The sequence below is a fragment of the Sorangium sp. So ce145 genome, from assembly GCF_051525985.1.
Taxonomy (GTDB): Bacteria; Myxococcota_A; Polyangia; order Polyangiales; family Polyangiaceae; genus Sorangium; species Sorangium cellulosum_B.
Genome location: NZ_CP150315.1, coordinates 5,551,115 through 5,569,747, shown reverse-complemented (window position 1 = coordinate 5,569,747; position 18,633 = coordinate 5,551,115). Strand labels below are relative to the sequence as shown.

Annotated in this window: 12 protein-coding genes; 5 read left to right on the top strand and 7 right to left on the bottom strand. The window is 71.2% G+C overall.

The genetic code is table 11. The annotated features are described in order from the left end of the window. Nucleotides 1-84 precede the first annotated feature (84 nt). Nucleotides 85-435 (top strand): FG-GAP repeat protein, encoded by a 351-nt coding sequence (locus WMF34_RS20675; RefSeq protein WP_157906793.1) that lies wholly within the window; start codon nucleotides 85-87, stop codon nucleotides 433-435. Nucleotides 436-595: 160 nt separating this feature from the next. Continuing rightward, a complete protein-coding gene (locus WMF34_RS20670; RefSeq protein ID WP_437994292.1) occupies nucleotides 596-1,717 on the top strand; it encodes an acyl-CoA dehydrogenase family protein in 1,122 nt (373 codons plus the stop codon). 64 nt (nucleotides 1,718-1,781) lie between these two features. On the opposite strand, the gene WMF34_RS20665 is transcribed toward WMF34_RS20670, so the two are convergent. Together WMF34_RS20665 and WMF34_RS20660 are read right to left on the bottom strand one after the other, a co-directional pair. Further along, nucleotides 1,782-7,799 (bottom strand): AAA family ATPase, encoded by a 6,018-nt coding sequence (locus WMF34_RS20665; protein ID WP_437994291.1) that lies wholly within the window; start codon nucleotides 7,797-7,799, stop codon nucleotides 1,782-1,784. 64 nt (nucleotides 7,800-7,863) lie between these two features. Then, on the bottom strand, nucleotides 7,864-9,018 hold the full coding sequence (locus tag WMF34_RS20660; RefSeq protein WP_437994290.1) for a response regulator: 1,155 nt from the start codon (nucleotides 9,016-9,018) through the stop codon (nucleotides 7,864-7,866). Between the two features lie 889 nt (nucleotides 9,019-9,907). On the opposite strand from WMF34_RS20660, the gene tkt reads away from it, so the two are divergent. The 3 genes from tkt (at nucleotide 9,908) to WMF34_RS20645 (ending at nucleotide 14,529) form a co-directional block, all read left to right on the top strand. After that, a complete protein-coding gene (gene tkt, locus WMF34_RS20655) occupies nucleotides 9,908-11,896 on the top strand; it encodes a transketolase (protein WP_044965353.1) in 1,989 nt (662 codons plus the stop codon). 156 nt (nucleotides 11,897-12,052) lie between these two features. After that, the gene (locus WMF34_RS20650) at nucleotides 12,053-12,991 is read left to right on the top strand and encodes an AEC family transporter (protein WP_437994289.1); all 939 of its coding nucleotides are present in this window, start codon (nucleotides 12,053-12,055) and stop codon (nucleotides 12,989-12,991) included. A 134-nt stretch (nucleotides 12,992-13,125) separates the two neighbouring features. Then, the gene (locus WMF34_RS20645; RefSeq protein ID WP_437994288.1) at nucleotides 13,126-14,529 is read left to right on the top strand and encodes a PAS domain-containing protein; all 1,404 of its coding nucleotides are present in this window, start codon (nucleotides 13,126-13,128) and stop codon (nucleotides 14,527-14,529) included. On the opposite strand, the gene WMF34_RS20640 is transcribed toward WMF34_RS20645, so the two are convergent. From WMF34_RS20640 to WMF34_RS20620, 5 genes are all read right to left on the bottom strand, one after another. After that, nucleotides 14,480-16,036, bottom strand: a complete 1,557-nt coding sequence (locus tag WMF34_RS20640; RefSeq protein WP_437994287.1) for an Hsp70 family protein — start codon at nucleotides 16,034-16,036, stop codon at nucleotides 14,480-14,482. The two genes, WMF34_RS20645 and WMF34_RS20640, sit on opposite strands and share 50 nt — an antisense overlap. A gap of 112 nt (nucleotides 16,037-16,148) precedes the next feature. After that, nucleotides 16,149-16,979: a hypothetical protein gene (locus tag WMF34_RS20635; protein ID WP_437994286.1), complete on the bottom strand. Its 831-nt coding sequence runs from the start codon at nucleotides 16,977-16,979 to the stop codon at nucleotides 16,149-16,151. A gap of 246 nt (nucleotides 16,980-17,225) precedes the next feature. After that, the gene (locus WMF34_RS20630; protein ID WP_437994285.1) at nucleotides 17,226-17,426 is read right to left on the bottom strand and encodes a hypothetical protein; all 201 of its coding nucleotides are present in this window, start codon (nucleotides 17,424-17,426) and stop codon (nucleotides 17,226-17,228) included. A 34-nt stretch (nucleotides 17,427-17,460) separates the two neighbouring features. Continuing rightward, a complete protein-coding gene (locus WMF34_RS20625; protein ID WP_012236611.1) occupies nucleotides 17,461-17,862 on the bottom strand; it encodes a PEGA domain-containing protein in 402 nt (133 codons plus the stop codon). Nucleotides 17,863-18,042: 180 nt separating this feature from the next. After that, nucleotides 18,043-18,429, bottom strand: a complete 387-nt coding sequence (locus WMF34_RS20620) for a VOC family protein (RefSeq protein ID WP_437994284.1) — start codon at nucleotides 18,427-18,429, stop codon at nucleotides 18,043-18,045. Nucleotides 18,430-18,633 lie beyond the last annotated feature (204 nt).

The window sequence follows — 18,633 nt, the reverse complement described above, 5'->3', positions numbered from 1 at the left end:
TCTTGTGCGTCGACCCCAGCCATTCACCGACGCATCGATCGACGGCCTGCGCGCCTCCCGTTGCTCGTGTTCATCGCTCGGAGCGTGCAGCTGGGACCATTCATCCTCTCCCGCAGGCACTGGACCCAGGAGAGCCCCGTAGGGGCCTTCCTCTTCACTTTGATATGCGACGAGTTCTACGGGAACGGCGATCACTTCGGCGAGGTGCTCCGCGCGGGCGACTACAACAACGATGGAAGGGCGGATCTCGCGGTCTCTGCGCCTGGAAAGAGCCTGACAGCGGACGTCGGCCACGAAGGCATGGTCTTCGCGCTCACCAGCGGCGGCAACGTCTTCGACAGCGATCCGCGCAACTTCTCCTCCGCGCGGTCGCTCCGGCAGGGGAGCGATGGTGTGAACGACCTCGGCCAGGCGAACGACCGTTTCGGGCAATGACGCCTCGATAGACCCGAGCCCGGCGACGCTAGACCGCGGGCCGGGGGACAGCTCGCCTCGGACGAGCGCGCCGGGCGGCGCCGCTCCGCCGACTGCCGTTGGCGCCGCGCTCGGTCGGGTCGCTGGGTCGCATCGCCGTCGCGGCCTACACTCCCTTCGCATGTCCCCCGGATCGCCCATGCCGCCGGCCACGGCCGGCTCCGCCGCGCTGATCGAGCGCGCCCGCCGGCTCGCGACGCTCGTGCTCGCCCCCTCGGCGAACGCCACGGATCAGGCCGCGGCGGTTCCCCGAGAGCACATCCGCGCCCTCGCGGACGCAGGTCTCCTCGGGATCGCGACGCCGGCGTGCCACGGCGGCCACGGCGCCCCGCCGCGGGTCGCGCGCGAGGTCCTGGAGATCCTCGCCGGCGCCTGCGGTGTGACGGCGTTCGTCCACATGCAGCATGCCGCCGCGTGCCCGCTCATCGCGCGCGGCGACAACGAGGCGCTCAAGGAGCGCGTCCTGCCTCGTTTCGCCTCGGGAGAGCGCTTTTGCACCGTGGGCTTCTCGCACGTCCGCCGCCCGGGTCCGCCGATGGTCAGGGTGGAGCCCGACGGCGACCGGTTTCGCTTCGAGGGCACGGTGCCCTGGTTGACCGGCCATGGGATCGCCGACGATGCGGTCATCGCCGGCGCGCTCCCCGATGGCCGCCTGATGTACATCCTGACGTCGCTGGAGGCGGGGGATTCCATCGAGGCATCGCCGCCGCTCTGCCTGAGCGCGATGAACGCCTCGGCCACGGTGTCGCTGACGCTGCGCGATCTGCGCGTCGGGCCCGAGCAGGTGATCGCCATCCTGACGCGCGAGCAGCAGGCTGCCCGCGACGTGGCGGGCCTGCTCACGCCGTCGGCGCTCTCCCTGGGCGCGGCCTGCGCCGCCGCGGCCCTGCTCGCGGAGCTTGCGGAGCGCCGCGGCAGCGCGCGCCTGGCGGACGCCGCGCGGGCGTTCGAGGACGAGAGGGAGGCCGCCCGCGCCGAGGTCGATGCATGGGCGGACCGGCCGGAGGCGGAGGGCCATGCAGAGCACGCGGTCCGCGTTCGCGCCTGGTGCATCGATCTGGGCGTCAGGGCCGCGCACGCGGCGGTCGCCGCGACAGGAGGCAGCGCCAACCTCGTCGACCATGCCGCGCAGCGCCTCTTCCGCGAGGCGATGCTCTACTCGCTCACGGCCCAGACGCGCGACCTGCAGATCGCGACGGTCGAGCGGCTGCTCGAACGGGCGACCCGCCCCAGATCGGGGTAACGACCGCGACCAGGCCGCCGTCTCCCGCCATCCCTGGCATCGTTCCCCCGGCCTCGGCCGCTCGCTACATCGATTCCTGCGGATCCGCGCGGCCGTCGGCGCCGCCCGCGCCGTACGCGCCGACAAAGTCCCGCAGCTTCCGGGTCTGGTAGCTGCGTGCCAGCGCCGTGAGCTGCCCGAGCCAAGGTCCGAGCCGCGGATCGCGCTGCGCCATCCGCTCCGCCTCCTCCAGGATCTTGTGGACGAGCCCCTTCTTCGCGAGCGCCGACAGGATCGCCAGCTCTTCGGCCGGAGGCGGCGCGAGGGGTCCGCCGCCTTCGGGCTCATTCGCCGGCGCATCCCGGGCGGGGGCTCCATCGCGGCGAAGCCACTCGATGCCCAGCAACCGCGATATCTTGTCCAGGAGCGCGCTCGCCACGATCGGCTTGGGCAAGAAGTCATCGCAGCCGGCGCTGGCGCACTGCTGCCGCTCGGCCTCGGATACGCTCGCCGACGAGGCCAGGATGACGACTTGCCGGAGCTCTGGCATGCGCCTGAGGCGACGCGCGGTCTCGTAGCCGTCCATGTCCTTCATGTACACGTCCAGCAGGATGAGCGCCGGCGCGCGAAGCGCCGCCATGCGCAGCGCCTCCTCACCGCCGTCCGCCTCGCGCAGATCGAAGCCGAGCGGGCCGAGGAGCCCGCGCACCACCGCGCGATTGTCGGGATTGTCGTCCACGATGAGTATCGTGCGGCGCTCCCCCGGATAGCCGACGATCGTGTCCCACCCCCTGGCTTCGCCTGGGCTCGCCGCGAGCTGCGCCTCGGCGAGCGGGAGCGTCACGGCAAAGACGCTGCCCTCGCCGACCTCGCTTTGCACCTCGATCGCACCACCCATCTGTTGCACGAGCTTCTTCGTGATGGCGAGGCCAAGCCCTGTGCCCTCGCTCTTCGCGCTCTGCTCCCCCACCTGCTCGAAGGGCTCGAAGATGCGTGACAGGTGCTCCGGGGCGATCCCAGGACCCGTATCCTCGATCCGGAACCGCACCATCCGCCCTGCAGGGACGGTCTCCTCCAGCACCTCGACATGGAGGGACACGCCTCCCCGCTCGGTGAACTTGATGGCATTGCCGAGGAGGTTCAAGAGCACCTGCATCAGCCGCTTCTCGTCGGCACAGACGGCCTGAAGCGCAGGGCCGCGCAGCTCATCGGAGAACGTGATCCCCTTCGCTTCGGCGCGCACCCGGCACAGGTCGACCACCGTCCGCACGAGCGCAGGCAACCGGAACTCCGTCAGGACGGAGTCCATCTTGCCGGCCTCGATCTTGGCCAGGTGCAGCAGGTCATTGATGAGCGAGAGCAGGTGCTCGCTCGACTTCTGGATGACCCGCAGGCCCTCCCGCCACGCCGGCGGGACGTCGGGCGTTCGCTCCAGGATCTGGGCATGACCCATGATCCCGTTGAGCGGCGTTCGCAGCTCGTGGCTCATGCTGGAGAGAAAGTCGCTCTTGGCCTGGCTGGCGCGCTCCGCGGCCTCCTTGGCGATGCGGAGCTCGACGGTGCGCTCCTTGATCTTGGCCTCCAGGTCCCGGTACAGGAGGGCGTTCTCCACGGCGATGGCGGCCTGCGCGGCGAGCACCGACAGGAGCTCCACCCGCCGCTCGGGGAACGCCGCGGGCACCTCGCGATGCTCGAGGTAGAGCACGCCCACGAGGCGCCCTCGATGCGACAAGGGAAGCGAGAGGAGCGAGAGCACGGAGCGCGAGGCCAGGTGCGGATCGGCCGCGAAGCGCGCGTCCGACCTGGCGTCGTCCACCACGACCGGCTCGTTCGTGCGCGCCACGTAGTGCGCCACCGTCCTCGCCACCTCGCTGCTCTGCGAGAGCGGCTCGGACAGGCCCGTCTCGATGCGGCCTCCCTCCACCGAGAGCCGCGCCACGACCGAGAGCTCTTCGCCTTCGCCCAGCAGCAGGACGCCGCGCTGCGCCCCGGCGCTCTCCAGCACGAGCTCCATCAGACGCCCGACGACCCGCTCCGGGTCGAGCTCGCTCGACAGCGCCCGCGCCGCGCGCACCGCGGTGTTCACGTCGAGCTGCGCGCCGCCGGCGACCCCCGTGGTGGTCAGCGTGGCGACGCCCGTCGTGCGGCGGCGCTCCGCCGTCGCGGGCTGGGCAGGCGCACGGAGCAGGGCCGGCCATCTCGCCTCCAGGTGGGCCACCACCGCGTGCGCTTCCCAGCGAACATAAGCGTCCCTGGCCTCACGCAGGTACAGCGCGGCGACACGGCGCCTGCCCGCCTCGAGGTGAAACTCGGCGCAGAGCTGAGCCGCCAGGGCTTCGATGTGAAAGAATCGCTGCTCGCGCGCGAGCTCGATGGCCTCGTCGTACCTGGCCATGGCTTCGTCGGTCTTGCCCTGCACGCGGGCGTGCTCGGCCTCGAGGAGGCGCAGCTTGTGGAGGAAATTCTCCGCGCTCCCCTCGGCGAAGTACCGCAGCCGCGCGAGGCCTTGCTCGATGTCGTCGCGGAGCCCGTCCCGCTCCGCCGCGTCCGCGGCCTCCGGCCAGCACCTCGCGGCCGCGAGCGCGAGCCAGAGCGGTATGTCCGTGACCGGGGGAAAGCCGAAGATGGAGACGCGGAACTGCTCGGCCTCCCGCGCCCGCGAGAGGGCCATCGGGTACGCGCCGGCGACGAGGAACAGGTGCGCCTCGAGGATGCGCGCCAGTTCGGCCGCCATCCCGTCTCCGTCCGCCAGGAGGGAGCGCGATCCTCGTGAGAGCGGCTCGCCCGACAGGAGCCTCCCTGCGCCGTCGGCGGCGTTCAAGAGGTCGCACCACGACGCGACCGCCTCGAAATAGTGCGTCCCGAGCGCGGTCCCCGCGCGCTGCATCAACCCCCAGCGCGCCGCCCGGTGCGCCTCGAGCTGCCCGAGCGGCTGGCCGCGCCACACGCGGTAGTAGAACAGGTCGCCTTCCAGCCCCCAGCTCGCCCCCTGGAACGAGCCGACCTTCAGGCCGGTCGCGCAGGTTCGCTCGAAGATGGGCGCCATTTCATCCGCGGGGCGGGCGTAGGCCGTGTACTGCCCCTGGAACGACAGACACTCTGCCAGAAAGGGCGACGCGACGCGCTCGGCGGCGCGCACGCCAGGGCCGACCCAGCACGCGGCGCGACGGTACATGCCTGTGGTGAGCGACCAGACGTTCGCGAAGCAAACGATGATGAAGGGAGAGACCGGCGTGAGCGCGCGCCGCTCTCGCACCCTCAGCACGGCGCGGGCGATCACGAGCCCGGACAGCACCGGCTGACCGCCGATCGCCGCGCACACCATGAGGTGCATCGTCAGCGCATCGATGAGCACCTGCTCCGGGGAGGGATCGAGGGGCATCCGTTCGAACGCGTCCGGGTCGCGCTCGAACCATCGATCCAGCTCGGCGGACTCCTCGAGGAGCGCGGCGCCGCGCGCCTCGTCCGTGCCCGGAAACGCGATGTCCTGCTCCGTGAGCGCGGCGAGCCCGAGCTCGACCCCTCGCGCGAACTGGCCCGCCGCCTGGGCGCTGCGGACGCGCATCTCGTGCGCCGAGAGCCTCGTGAGCGCCGGCAGCGGCCTGGCGAGCAGCCGCGCGCACCGCGCCTCGACGTCGTCGAACTCCCGCAGCAGAAAGGCCCCCTCGATCTGCTCGAGCGCGAGCTCCGCGCACAGCGGCGCGTCCTTGCGCCAGGCGTCATCGCCCAGCAAGTCCTGCGCCGTCTCGGCGAGGCTCAGGAGGAGCCGGTACGAGCTCGCCGCCTTCGCGGCGCGCGCGGCCTCGAGGTTCAGCCGCGCCAGCGCCTCGCGCTCGCCTGCGGAGTCCATCCGCGACGAGCCCAGGTTGAGGTGCCGCACCAGCTCCAGGAGCTCTTGCGGTGTGCCCCCCTGCGTCCGATGCCGCGCCCACAGCCGCCGGCCGATCTCCAGGTGCGCCAGGACGCGCTGCGCCGGCGGGGCCCGCTCGTAGCTCGCCTGCTGCACGCGGTCGTGCAAGAAGCGGTATTCAGCGTCGAGCGCTCCTTCTCCGGTTCCGGTTCCGGTTCCGGTTCCGGTTCCGGCCTCTCCCAGCGCCTGCGCGGTCCGGTAGGCTCCATCGGCCGGCACCACCAGCTCCTCCCGCAGGGCGGGCCAGAGCGCGCCGGTCACCCGGGCGCGCTCCCATCCGCTCAGCCGCTCCAGGTCGTGGAGGTGGAAGGCGTGCCCCGCGCACGCCGCGAGCCCCAGGAGCTGCTGTGTCGCTTCAGGCATCTCGAGCAGCTTGTCCGTCAGGAGGGCGACGACGTTGTCGGTCACCTGCGCCTGCTCGATCTCCTTCTGGCCCCAGCGCCACGCGCCGCTCTCCGGGTCCCGCGCCACCTTGCCCTGCCGGTGCAGGGACAGCAGCAGCTGCTCCATGAAGAACGGGTTTCCTCGCGTCTTTTGCCACAGGATGCGCGAGAGCGGCTCCACCCGCGCCGCCTCGCTGTTCAGCGCCCGCGCTGCCCATGCCTGCACGTGCTCCGCCGACAGGGGGCGCACCGACATCCTCGACACCCTCGCCCCGCTCTCCTCGACCGACGCCACGAGGCTCCACAGCGGGTGCTCGGGGGGCGCCTCGTTGTCGCGGTACGCCGCGATCACGAGCAGCTCTCTTCGCTCTGCGTCGGTCAGCAGCGTCCTCAGGATCTCCAGCGTGGCGCTGTCGGCCCACTGCATGTCGTCGAGGAACATCACGAGCGGCGCGTTCGGCGTCGTGACCGCCCGCACGAAGTTCAGCCAGGTCAGCCTCTGGCGTGCGAGCACCTGCTCGCCGTGCACCGGCGGCACCGGCGCGAGCTTGCCCATGATCAGGTCGAGCTCCGGCACCACGTCGGCGATGAGCCGGGCGTTGTCCCCCACGTCGGCCCTGATTCGCTCCTGCCACGCCGTGAGCGCCGGCTTCGGGCTCGCCAGCCACTGCTGCATCAGCGCCCCGAACGCCTGCGCCATGGCCGCGTAGGGCGTCGACCGCGCGAGCTGGTCGTGCTTGCCCGAGATCAGGAGCCCGCGCCCCGCACGCGCGATGTCCTGGTAGACGGTGCGCACGAGCGCCGTCTTGCCGATGCCGGACGGGCCGCCGATGAGCACGAGCTCCGCCGCGCCCTCGGCGGCGCGGGCGAAGGCTGCGCCCAGGAGATCGCGCTCGTGCTCCCGCCCGACGAGGACGTCCGGCAGCCGCAGCCTCTGCGAGAAATCCTTGTCCCCGAGCGTGAAGCGCTCCACCGCACCGCGCTCGCGCCACATGCGCAGCGCTCGCTCCAGGTCTTCCGCTGCCCCCTTGGCCGTCTGATACCGCCGGTCAGGGTTCTTCGCGAGGAGCCTGGACACGATCGCCGCGAGACCCGGAGGCACGCCGGGGACGACCTCGTCGAGGGACGGCGGCTCCTTGGCCAGGTGCGCGTGCACCAGCGAGAGCGGGTCGCGCTCGGTGAACGGCAGCCGCCCCGAGAGCGCCTCGAAGAGCGTCACTCCGAGCGAGTACAGGTCGGTGCGAGGATCGAGCGCTCGCGCCGTGCGGCCCGTCTGCTCGGGCGACATGTACGCCAGTGTCCCCTCGAGCCCTTCGGGGATGCTCGCCGCCGTCGCCTCCAGCGGCAGCGACGAGGCGATGCCGAAGTCGAGCAGCTTGACCTGCGCGTACGCCGCGTCGACCAGCACGTTCTGGGGTTTGATATCCTTGTGCGTTATGCCGGCCGCGTGCACGGCCTCGAGGGCTCGAGCGAGGAGCGCTCCCAGCCTCAGCCCCGCTTCCACCGGCAGGCGCCCGCGCTCGGCGAGCTCTAGATCCAGCGACCGGAAGCCGGGGTCCTCGATCACCAGCGCGGCCGTGCCGCCCCGCGGCAGGAGCTCCCGCGCCCGTGCCACCCCCGACACCTCTCTCAGCTGTGTCAGGATGTGATGCTCGTGCAGGATGCGCCCCGTCACGCGCGAGCTCGGCGCGGCCGCCACGGGGAGCTTGAGCACCACCCTGTCGCCGGAGGGACGATGGACCGCGCGGCACACGCGGGTCTCGGCCCCTTCGTGCATCACCTCCCCCACAACGTAGTCTCTAAGATCCATCCCGGTTCAGCTCCTCTTCGGGGCCGGCGGAGGCGCCGGGCGAACAACGGAATTCTCCGGTACTTCAGCGCTCGGGCTTGCGCTGGCGGCGCTCGCGTGTCCGCAGCGCGTGCTCCACGCCCGACTGCAGGGTGGCCTTCGTCACGAGCTGATCGAGGTGCAGGTCGAGCGCCACGAACGTTTGCGCTACCTCTGCGCGGATGCCCGTGACGACCGTTTGCGTGCCGAGCAGCGAGAGCCCCATCGCGGCTTGCACGAGCATGCGCGCAACCGTCTCATCTACTGCTTTTACGCCGGTGATGTCAATGATGAGATAGTCCGCCCTGCGCTCGCTCGCCCCGCGCAGCGCTGTCTCGACCGCTTGCCCGGCACGCTCGACGTCCACCGTGCCGATGAGGGGCATCACGAGGACGCCATCGATCATCGGAATGAGCGGAGCGGACAGCTCGAGGAGCCGCTCCCGCTGGGCCGCGATGATCTGCTCTTGCAGCGCCGCCCTGGCCGCCTCGGCGCGCTCGCTCTGCATCAGCTGCTGCGAGAGCCGCTCGTTCGTGTCGCGCAGCATCTGCACGGCCTGCGCCAGCGCCTCCTCCGCCTTGGCGCGCTCCCGGATCTCCTCCGAGAGCCTCGTATTGCGCTCCTCGAGAGCCCGCGTTGCGCGCCGGAGCGAGATCTGGGTGTGCACCCGCGCCAGGAGCTCGGTCTTCTCGAACGGCTTTGTCACGTAGTCGACGGCGCCCACGCGGAAGCCCTGGAGCCTGAACCTCGCTTCAGCGAGCGCCGTCATGAAGATGACGGGGATGCCCTGCGTCGCCGGATCGGCCTTGAGCCGCCGGCACGTCTCGAACCCGCTGAGGCCGGGCATCAGAGCGTCGAGCAAGATAAGGTCCGGCTGGGCCCGGCTGACCAGCTCGATCGCCTCCTCCCCGTCGCGCGCGACAGCGACCTCCATGCCATCCGACATGAGCGCGTGCGACAGCACGGTCAGGTTGTCCGCGCTGTCGTCCACGATGAGGACGAGGCCAGAGAGCAGAGTTTCTTGTTCTTGCATGGGTCTCTGCCGGCTCAGCACGATCGAGCGAGCCTCGTGCGCCCGGTCGGCGTGCCCCGACGGACGGCGAGCGAGCAAATGCGTACACTGTGAGCCGGCGGCCCCATCACAGGAAGCATTCCATCTTCTCTTCTTCCGTTCGTACCACGGGCTGTTCAGCCTTAACATACCTTTTGTAGGCGGAAGCGGAGAGGGTTGTGGGGCGCGGTGGAGAGGGTAGGCTGAGCCACACAGGTCATCCATTCCATCTACGTACGCATGAGTACGCATGAGATGGGCGTTTTCGCCTCGTTCCGAGGTCCCATATCGGCTCGCCTCACTTGCTTTCCTTCGCGAGGAGGCCTCCGCTCTTTTCGGCTTTCACGCTCCATCCCCATTTCCAGCCGCTGGAGCTCCTCACGCTCGGGCGTCGTGAGCGCTCCCGGCCGCTGGCCGGTGCTCCGGTCGTCCGCCTTCGCCAGACGTACCGCCTCCGCGTTGAGCTCCGGCGCGAACAGGGCCTCTTTCTCCGTCCCATCCCTGCCTCCCCGGTGCCTTCTGGGTGTCCACGGAGGCGCGAAGGATCACGGCGCGGCCTGGGCGAGGACAGCCATGTTGAGAGCGAGCATCGCGCTCGTCGTCGACTTCACGGGTACAGCCGACTTCGGCACCGGCCCGCTCATCGCCACGGGCCGGGACGGCTTCGTCGCGCTCTTCGCCCCCTGACGCACGCGAGCGCGCCTGCGTCGGGCGTGGTCCGCGGCGGCTCGGTCCGGGTTGGGCGACCCCGACGACGGCCCAGGTGGGGGTGAAAGCGCGACCAGCGGTCGGGGCTCAGTGAGCCCCAGCTGGCTGTGCGGCGGAGGCGTTGCGCCTGCGGGTCGACGGCGAGCCGCGGGGGGCTGCATCCCGCGTCGACGCGGTCTACCAGCGGCCGGCACAGGCGCCGTGGCGCCCCGCGCGAGGGAGGTCTCGTGGTCCCGCCGAGGCGCGCTCGGACCGCTCCCGGCGACGGGCGGCGGGTGAGGGGCCTCGCGAAGGGGCGCGCTTCGCGACGAAGTAGGTTAGAGTGCGCGCCATGCCTGATTTCGCCAAGCTCGCCGCCGCGGCCTCGATCGCCCGCGGCCTCGCCATGGATGCCGTTCACGCCTGCTCATCCGGTCACCTCGGCCTACCGCTAGGGGCCGCCGAGATCGGTGCCGCGCTCTACGGCGACATCCTCCGCCACGATCCGAGCGAACCGCACTGGTTGAACCGCGATCGCTTCGTCCTGTCCGCCGGTCACGGCAGCATGTTCCTCTACGCCTGGCTGCACCTCTCGGGCTATCCGGTGTCGCTCGACGACGTCCGCCGCTTCCGGCAGTGGGAGTCGAAGACGCCCGGCCACCCGGAGTTCCATTACACCGAGGGCGTCGAGGCGACGACGGGCCCGCTCGGCCAGGGCGTGGGCAACGCGGTCGGGCACGCGGTGGCCGCCAAGATGCTCGCCGCGCGTTACAACACGCCCGAGCACACGATCTTCGATCTCAATGTCTACTGCCTCGCCGGCGACGGCTGCCTCCAGGAGGGCGTGGCCGCCGAGGCGGCCTCCTTCGCGGGGCACTTCAAGCTCGACAACCTGATCCTCATCTACGACGCCAACGACGTCACCCTCGACGCGATGGCGATCAAGACCCAGAGCGAGGACACGGCCAAGCGCTTCGAGGCCTACGGCTTCGAGGTGCTCCACATCGAGCAGGGCAACGATCTGGAGGCCGTCCACCGGGTGCTCGCCGAGGCGCGGGCGTCGAAGAGCGGGAAGCCGAAGTTCGTCGTCGCCCACACCCTCATCGGCAAGGGGATCCCGGAGGTCGCCGGCACGCAGAAGGCGCACGGCGAGGGCGGCGCCAAGTTCGTGGATCAGGCCCGCAAGAACCTGGGGCTGCCCGCGGAGCACTTCTACGTCAGCGAGGAGGTGAAGCAGTTCTTCGCGACGCGCAAGGAAGAGCTCGCCAAGGTGCGCGGGGCGTGGGAGGCGACCTTCCAGGCCTGGCGCGCGAAGAACCCGGAGCTCGCCCGCCAGCTCGACGACGGCCTCGCGAAGAAGCTCCCGGCGGACCTCGACGCGCGCGTCCCCGCCTTCGCCGCCGGCACCAAGGTCGCCACGCGCAAGGCCGGCGAGACCGTGCTGCAGGCCGTCGCCGAGGCGGTGCCCGCGCTCATCGGGTCGAGCGCCGACCTCTACGGCTCGACGTTCAACTACATCGCGTCGAGCACCGACTTCGATCCGGAGCACCCCGGCGGCCGGAACATCCGCGCCGGCATCCGCGAGCACGGCATGGGCGCGATCATGAACGGCATCGCGTACCACGGCGGCCTGCGGCCGAGCGGCGCGACGTTCCTCGTGTTCGCGGACTACCTGCGGCCGAGCGTCCGCCTGGCCGCGCTGTCGCACCTGCCGGTCATCTACATCTTCACGCACGACTCGGTGGGCGTGGGCGAGGACGGGCCGACGCACCAGCCCGTCGAGACCGTCGCCGGGCTGCGCGTCATCGTCGATCTGGACGTCATCCGGCCGGCGGACGCCGAGGAGACGGCCGGCGCCTGGATCTCCGCGCTGGAGCGCAACGACGGCCCGACGGTCCTCGCGCTCACGCGCCAGGCCGTCCCGCTGCTCCCGGGGGACGCCGCCGCCAAGCGCGAGGGCGTCCGGCGCGGCGCCTACGTCCTTGTCAAGGAGACGGCGGCGCTCGAGACCATCCTGATCGCGACGGGCAGCGAGGTGCAGCACGCGGTCGAGGCCGCGAAGCGGATCGGGCCTGGCGTCCGCGTCGTCTCCATGCCCTGCGTGGAGCGGTTCGCGCGCCAGGATCACGCCTACCGCGAGGCCGTGCTGCCCGCCGCGTGCACGCGGCGCGTGTCCATCGAGGCGGGTGTCACCTTCGGCTGGCACCGGTGGGTCGGCTCCAAGGGGATCGCCCTCGGGATCGACCGCTTCGGCACGAGCGCCCCTGGCGACATCGTGATGGACCGGCTGGGCATGAATGCCCAGGCGGTGGTGCAGGCCGTGCAGGACCTCGTGCCCTGACCACCTGAAGACGCGAGAAACCGCCGGGAGTGCCGGGAAGCAACGTTCCCCGGCGCTCCTGGCGCGGTAGCGATCTCCCGCCCCGCTGCCGGCCGGCCGGCCGCATGACCGGCGAGAGCGCTGGACGCCGCCCGCCGCCGAGCTAAAAGCGGGCCCGTGCCGTCGGGCGACCTGATCTCGCAGCTCCTGGCCCTCTTCGCCGTGCTCGGGGTCGGCGTGCTGCTGCGGGCGCTGGGCCGCGCCGGCCAGGCGGACGCCGCCGTGCTGCACCGGCTGGTCATCGACGTCACCACGCCCGCGCTGATCGTCACGGTGCTCCGCCGCTCGGGCATCGGCCACGGCGCGTGGGGCGCGGTCGCCGCGTCGACGGTCGCGCTCTTCGCGTGCGCCCTCGCGGGGATCGCGGTGGCGCGGGCGCTCGGGCTCCCGCGCGCCGCGCAGGGCGCCGCCGGCCTCGTCGGCAGCTTCTCCAACACCGGCTTCCTCGGCGTGCCCGTGGTGCTGGCCCTCTACGGCGACGCGGGCGGCGCGGCGGGGACGGCGATCCTCGTCGACAGCATCGTCACGGCGTTCCTCCTGTGGACCTTCGGCGTCGCGCTCGCCGCGCGCATGGGCGGGGGCGGCGGCGGGGATGGGCGGGGCCTGCTCGCGGTGCTCCTGCACCCGAACGTGCTGTCGATCGCCGTCGGGCTCACGCTCCACGCGGCGCCGATCCCGCTGCCGGTGTGGTTGGAGCGCGCGCTCGGCGCGCTCGGGAGCGCGACCCCGACGCTCGTGTTCCTCGCGCTGGGCCTCAGCCTCGACCTTGGTTCGCTCCGTGGCCGCGTGCGCCCGCTCGCGGCCGTCGCCGCCGTGAAGCTGCTCCTGTCGCCCGCGGTCGCGCTCGGCGTCGCGGTCGCGCTCGGCCTGAAGCGGCCCTCCTCCGAGGTGGCGGTGCTGCAGTCCGCCATGCCGACGTCCATGGTGTCCGTGATCGTCGCCGCGCGGTACGGCTGCGACGGCCAGTTCGCCGCGGCCGCCGCGGTCGTGACCACGCTCGGCGCGCTGGCGACCCTGCCGATCGTGGTCGAGGCGCTGCGCCGGATCGTCCCGTAGCGCGCCCTCCGCTTCCCCGCTCATGAACGCGGCCTGACGCGGCCTGACGCGACCCAGAGCGCAGATCCCGCGCAGGTGTGAGCGCCACCACGCGCCCAATCGCTGAGAGCCGAGCTCGGCAAATCGGCTTGGCAATGCTGGACAGAACATGTAAGTGTCCAGCGTGCAATAATGAATGTATACGACCTGAGCGCGATGGCCACTCGCGAGCTGAAAGGGCAGATTCGATGATCCTGGGGGGCATGGACATCGAGGGACTGCAGGCTGAGCTGGAGCGGCTCCGCTGCGAGGTCAAGGCGCTGGAGCAGCGCGCCCAGGCCGCGGAGGCGCAGGCGGCGCTGTACCAGGGCGTCTTCGAGCACCTGCCGGTCCCGTCGGCGCTCTACGGCGCCGACGGCGTACTCGTGGACATCAACCGACGGAACCGCGAGATACTGGCCGTTCCGTCGAAGGAGGCCATGGTCGGCAAGCATAATATGTACGAGGACCCTGTCGCCATGGCGGGCGGATACACTGCCCACTTCGATCAGGTGATCCGGAGCGGCGGAGGCGTGATCATGGCGCCGACCGCGTACAACACGGCCGACGCCGGCCTCGAGCGCACCGAGGACCGCACCGTCTGGACCGAGACGAGGATGTCGGCGGCCGACGTGGGCAGCGCGCGCTACGTGATCGGGATCAACCTCGACGTGACCGCCAGGATGCGCGCCCAACAGGCGTACCAGGACAGCGCGGCATTTGTCACCGCAATCGTGGAGCACGCGCCCAGCGCCGTCTACGTCAAGGATCTGAACGGCCGCTACGCGCTCGTCAACAGGCACTTCGAGCGGCTCATGGGCCTCTCCCGGGACGCGGTGCTCGGGCGCGCCGATCGCGATGTCCTGCCCTCGGAGCTCGCCGAGGCGTTTGCGGAGTCGGAGCGGCAGGTCATCGCGATGGAGGCGCCGCTCGTCAAGGAGGAGCAGCTCCTGATCGATGGCCGCGTCCATTCCTTCGTGACCACGAGGTTCCCGCTGCTGGATTCACGAGGCAGGCTGCATGCGGTGTGCGGCATCTCCGTGGAGGTCACCGAAAGCCGAGCGGCCGAGGCCGAGGCCCAGCGGCTTCAGGACGAGATCATCCGCCTGCAGGAGGCCAGGCTGCGCGCCCTCTCCACGCCGCTGCTGCCGATCGCGCGCGGCGTCGTGGTGATGCCGCTCATCGGCAACATCGATGCGCCGCGGGCTGAGCAGGTGCTCGAGATCCTGCTGGCAGGCATCGTCGCCCACCAGGCCTCGATGGTGATCCTCGACGTTACGGGCGTGCCGACCATCGACACCCAGGTCGCGAGCGCGCTGGTTCGGACGGCGCGCGCGGTGAACCTGCTCGGCGCGCAGGTGCTCCTGACGGGGATCCAGCCCGCCATCGCGCGGACGCTCGTCGAGCTCGGGGCGGATCTGGGCGGGCTCCTGGTGCGGTCCACGCTCGATTCGGGCATCGCGTATGCCCTCACGCCCCGACCTGGTAGACGCGCCGGTACCCTGCCTCCACGTCCGTGATCGTCACCTCGACGATCCCGTGCGAGGTGATCGCGTACTGCTCCTCGATCAGCGGCCCCTCATTGCCCATGCGCTCGACGGTCACCCCGCCGAGCTCGGCGGCGCGGTCGCGGAGCCGCCGGTCGAAGGGGAACACGACCTCGTTGAACGCCGTGATGTCGCCGTGGGGCACGCCGAGCCGGTCGAGCGCGGCGCACTCGACGAACCGGTAGCGGCCGACGTTGTGCGCCGCCCGGTACACCCGCCGCGAGACCACCGGCGCCTCGCGGCTCGACGGGATGCGCGCCTCCCGGTCGAAGATCGGGTCGAAGACCACCTCGTCCCCGCCGCTGCCCTCCCGGAACACCCCGAAGTGGCGCGAGAGCCGGTCGGAGAGCTCGAAGCCCGCGTCCTCGTCGACGGCGATGGCCAGGCCGATCGCGATGGCCGCCGAGGGGTAGGGGGAGCGATGGACGCGGCGCCCGAAGCGCTCGCGCAGCGTCCGCGCGACGATGGGCAGCGAGCTCGCGCCGCCGACGACGTAGATCCCCGCGATGTCGGCGAGCGCCTCGCCCGCGCCGGCGTCGAGGCGCGCGATCACCGGCTGCATCGCCGTGATGGTCGACTCCACGAGGGGCACGCACCGGTCGTAGTAGTCGGAGGTCGCGATCGTCACCTCGCGGGCGGGCGAGAGGTCGCCCAGGCAGGCCTCCAGGTCGATCACGATGCGCCGGGAGTTCGGGTTGAGCCGCTCCTTCGCCTCGCGGCACTGATCCGCGAGCGCCGCGAGCGCGCGCGCCGGCAGGCCCTCGCGCTCGATCTCCTCGATCTTGCCGGCGTCGAGCGCCATCGAGGCCAGCGCCGCGTCGAAGTCGTCGCCGCCGAGGTGGTTCAGGCCCGCGGTCGTCACGGCGTCGTGGCTGCGCCCGGTCATGTGGACCAGCGACGCGTCGAACGTCCCGCCGCCGAGGTCGTAGACGACGATGTGCTCGCGCTTCGACGTGATGGTGCTGCGGTGGCGGTGCGTGTACTCGAAGCCGGCGGCCGACGGCTCGTTCAGGAGCGCGATGACCTCGAAGCCGGCGCGGCGGAAGGCGTCGAGCGTCACGAACCGCTGCGACCCGTGCGCGTTCGCCGGGGTCGCCACGACCGAGATGAGGCGCCCGTCGTCGTCCTTCTTGGGCCGGTTCGACCTGTTCAGCACGGCGTCGCGGAGCGACCGCAGGAACAGGGTCAGGAGATCGAGCACCCGGAGCTTCGTCCCGCCGATCTCGACCTCGACGTCGGGCGACGCGCGCGGGCCGGAGAGCACCCGCTTGAACGACCGGAGCACGGTCCACTCGGGGTCCGAGGCCACCGCGAGGGCGTCGAAGCCGAACCGGAGCTCCCCCCGCCGCTCGGCGGCCACGGAGGGGTAGAAATCCACGGTGTCCCCCGCCGCGTCCTGGAAGCTGACGACAGGGTAGTTCCCGCGATCGCAGCACGCGACCACGGTCCGCGTGGTTCCGAAATCGATCCCGAGGCGCAAGGTAGGGTCTCCTCCGGCCCCATGCTGCCACATCCGGCCGCCCGCGGTGAAACTCTGCGAGGTCAGTCGGCTTCCAGCTCGAAGGCACCGTCGTAGATGGCATCGACGGAGCTCAGCTCATCGGCTCGCCTTCCTCCGCGTCGGCCCAGAGCACCTTGCGCTCGTACACCCATCCGCTCGTGGACAGCTCCAGGCGGACCAGCGCGAGCTCCGCTTCATGGCCGCCCACGCAACCGTCGAGCGCGTGACGCCGATCCACGACGGCTGTCAGCCGCCGCGGGCCGTCGCTCCACCGCGCGCCAGCTGCTCCGCGCTGCAGCTCGTCTCGGACGTGCCCTGGTGTGCGGCCGCCGAGGCGCTCCTCGATGAGCTGCTCGGCTTCTCCGCCGAAGAGCACGCGTGGGAGCGTGAATTCGTGGCTGCCGAGCCCGTTGAACACGGCGAGGATGTCCAGGACCCCGAAAGCGCCTGCCAGGAACTCGAGGCGCGCGGCGTCGGCGGCCCTCCACAGATCCCGGTGTACGAGCGTCGCGAGATCGATGTCGCCTGGCTGCGGCGGCGCCTCTCCGCGCACGCGCTGGACGAGCGCCGCCCATCCGGCCCCGAAAGGGGCGCTGTCGAGCGCGCAGCCGCGCAGGTGATCGAGGCGCGTCCGCTCCACTGGGCACTGGCGCCCTGTGTGCTCGGCCCTCTCGCGCGCCCGCTCCTCGAGCGCGCCTGGGGGCACGACGCCATCCGCCACGGCCCACGCGAGGGCCCGCCGCGCGGGAACGTAGATGTATCGGCGCTCTCCTCGCTCGAAGAGGATCAGGTTGCGGCGCTGGTACTGCCAGAACCACTGGCTCACCCCGAGGACGGACCACGAATCGAAGAGCCCTGGAGGGTCGATGCGCACCGTATCGAGCTCGCTCGTCTTCCAGCGGCGCTCCTGGGACCCGAGCATCAACGCGGTCAGCGGCGTGTCGGAGGTGACGGCATCGCCGGCAGCGTGGGGGAGTGAGCCGTCACGTCGGGGCTCCCCGTGAGGGGCCGGCGTCCTGTAGCAGGAAGGGCTGACCCGCGAGGGGGCAGGTCTCGATGGCTCGACAGCGCGCCCTCGCAGCGCTTCCCACAACCATCGACGGACGCTCCATCGCTCCCCCATCGGTCGAAGATAGCCGCGGACGAGGGGACGGCCAGCGTCCTCTGTTCAGCGCTTGAGCCAGTGCCAGTAGGGCGGCGGGAGGACGCGGCTCGGCTGCTCCACTCCCAGCTTCTTGGCCGCGTGATAGGCCCAGTGCGGGTCGTCCAGGAGGGCGTGCGCCAGCACGATGAGGTCCGCCTGGCCCTCCTTGCAAGGCCGCTTCGGCGAGTGGTTCGGGAGAGGCAAGCATCGATGGGTCGTGGTCATCGCTCTCCCTCCGCTCCTCGCGGGACGCATGACGCTACTTCTTCTTCTCGCCCTGCTTGTCGCCCGTCGCGCCGCCGCTCGACTCCACGAGGGAAGGTGGCGGGTCCGACTGGACCGTCTTCGCGTCGCCGGGCTCGAGCGTCACCATCATGGTCCGGTTGCCGCGCTCCGGGTCCACGAACGTCACCTCGTGCGTGCCGGGCGCGACCTTGCGCCCCGAGATCGGCGTCGTCCCGATGGGCTTGCCGTCCAGCAGGATCTCGGTCGGTTGCGCGGCGATCACGTCGAGCATCGGCGCGTCGTCGAGCGGAGGCTCGGGCTCCGGCTCGGGCTCGGCCGCGATCGGCGCGGGTTGCGGGGGCTCCGGCGGCGGCTTCGGGGCGCCGCCGCAGCCGGCGATGGCGAGGGTGACGAGGAAGGTGGAGGTGCGACGCATGGACCCAAAGCTAGACAGGAAACGCGCGGGAGGAAATGGTGAGGTTGACCTTACCGCGCAACGCTCCGACACGGCGCGCTCGCTGCGACCCAGGCAGGGCGCGCAGGCCCGCCGGGGGTCACCTTGCGAGCCTCCCTCATCGAGGAGGGGCTCTTTGCCCCCGACCGAGCGATCGCTCGGTCATCCGCCGCCGCTGCCGTAAGGGCGCGTGATGATCTCGAGGAAGTGCCCGGCGGGATCGGGGAAGTAGACGCCGCGCCCGCCGTCATGGTGGTTGATCTCCCCGGGGTGCTGCGCTCTGGGATCAGCCCAGTACGGGATCTGGCGTTCGCGGATTCGACCGAAGATCTCGTCGAACTCGGCCTCGCTGACCAGGAAGGCGAGGTGCTGGGAGCGGATCTCGTCGTCGGTGTCGATGAAGTCGAGCGTCACGTCGTTGTCGAGCCGTACCGTCAAGAAGTGCCCGAACGGCACCGGCGCCGAGATGCCCAGGATCTCGGTCAAAAAGGTAGCGGACGTCGTCTTGTCCCGCGCCGGGACGATGGTGTGATTGAGCTGGACGGCCATGTTCGCTTCCTCCCTTCCGTGGGCAGTTGCCCATCTCCGGCGGATCGTGAGCGATCTTGCGGCGAGGGGCCACCTCCAGGCTGGCGCGATGACCTGGATCGAGCGGACTTTGCCGCCTCTCGGCCCTCGCCGCCGAGCGCCCGAGAGGATTGCTGGAGCCGGCGAGCGGCCTTAGGAGCCCCACCAGGATCGCGGCGCCGAAGC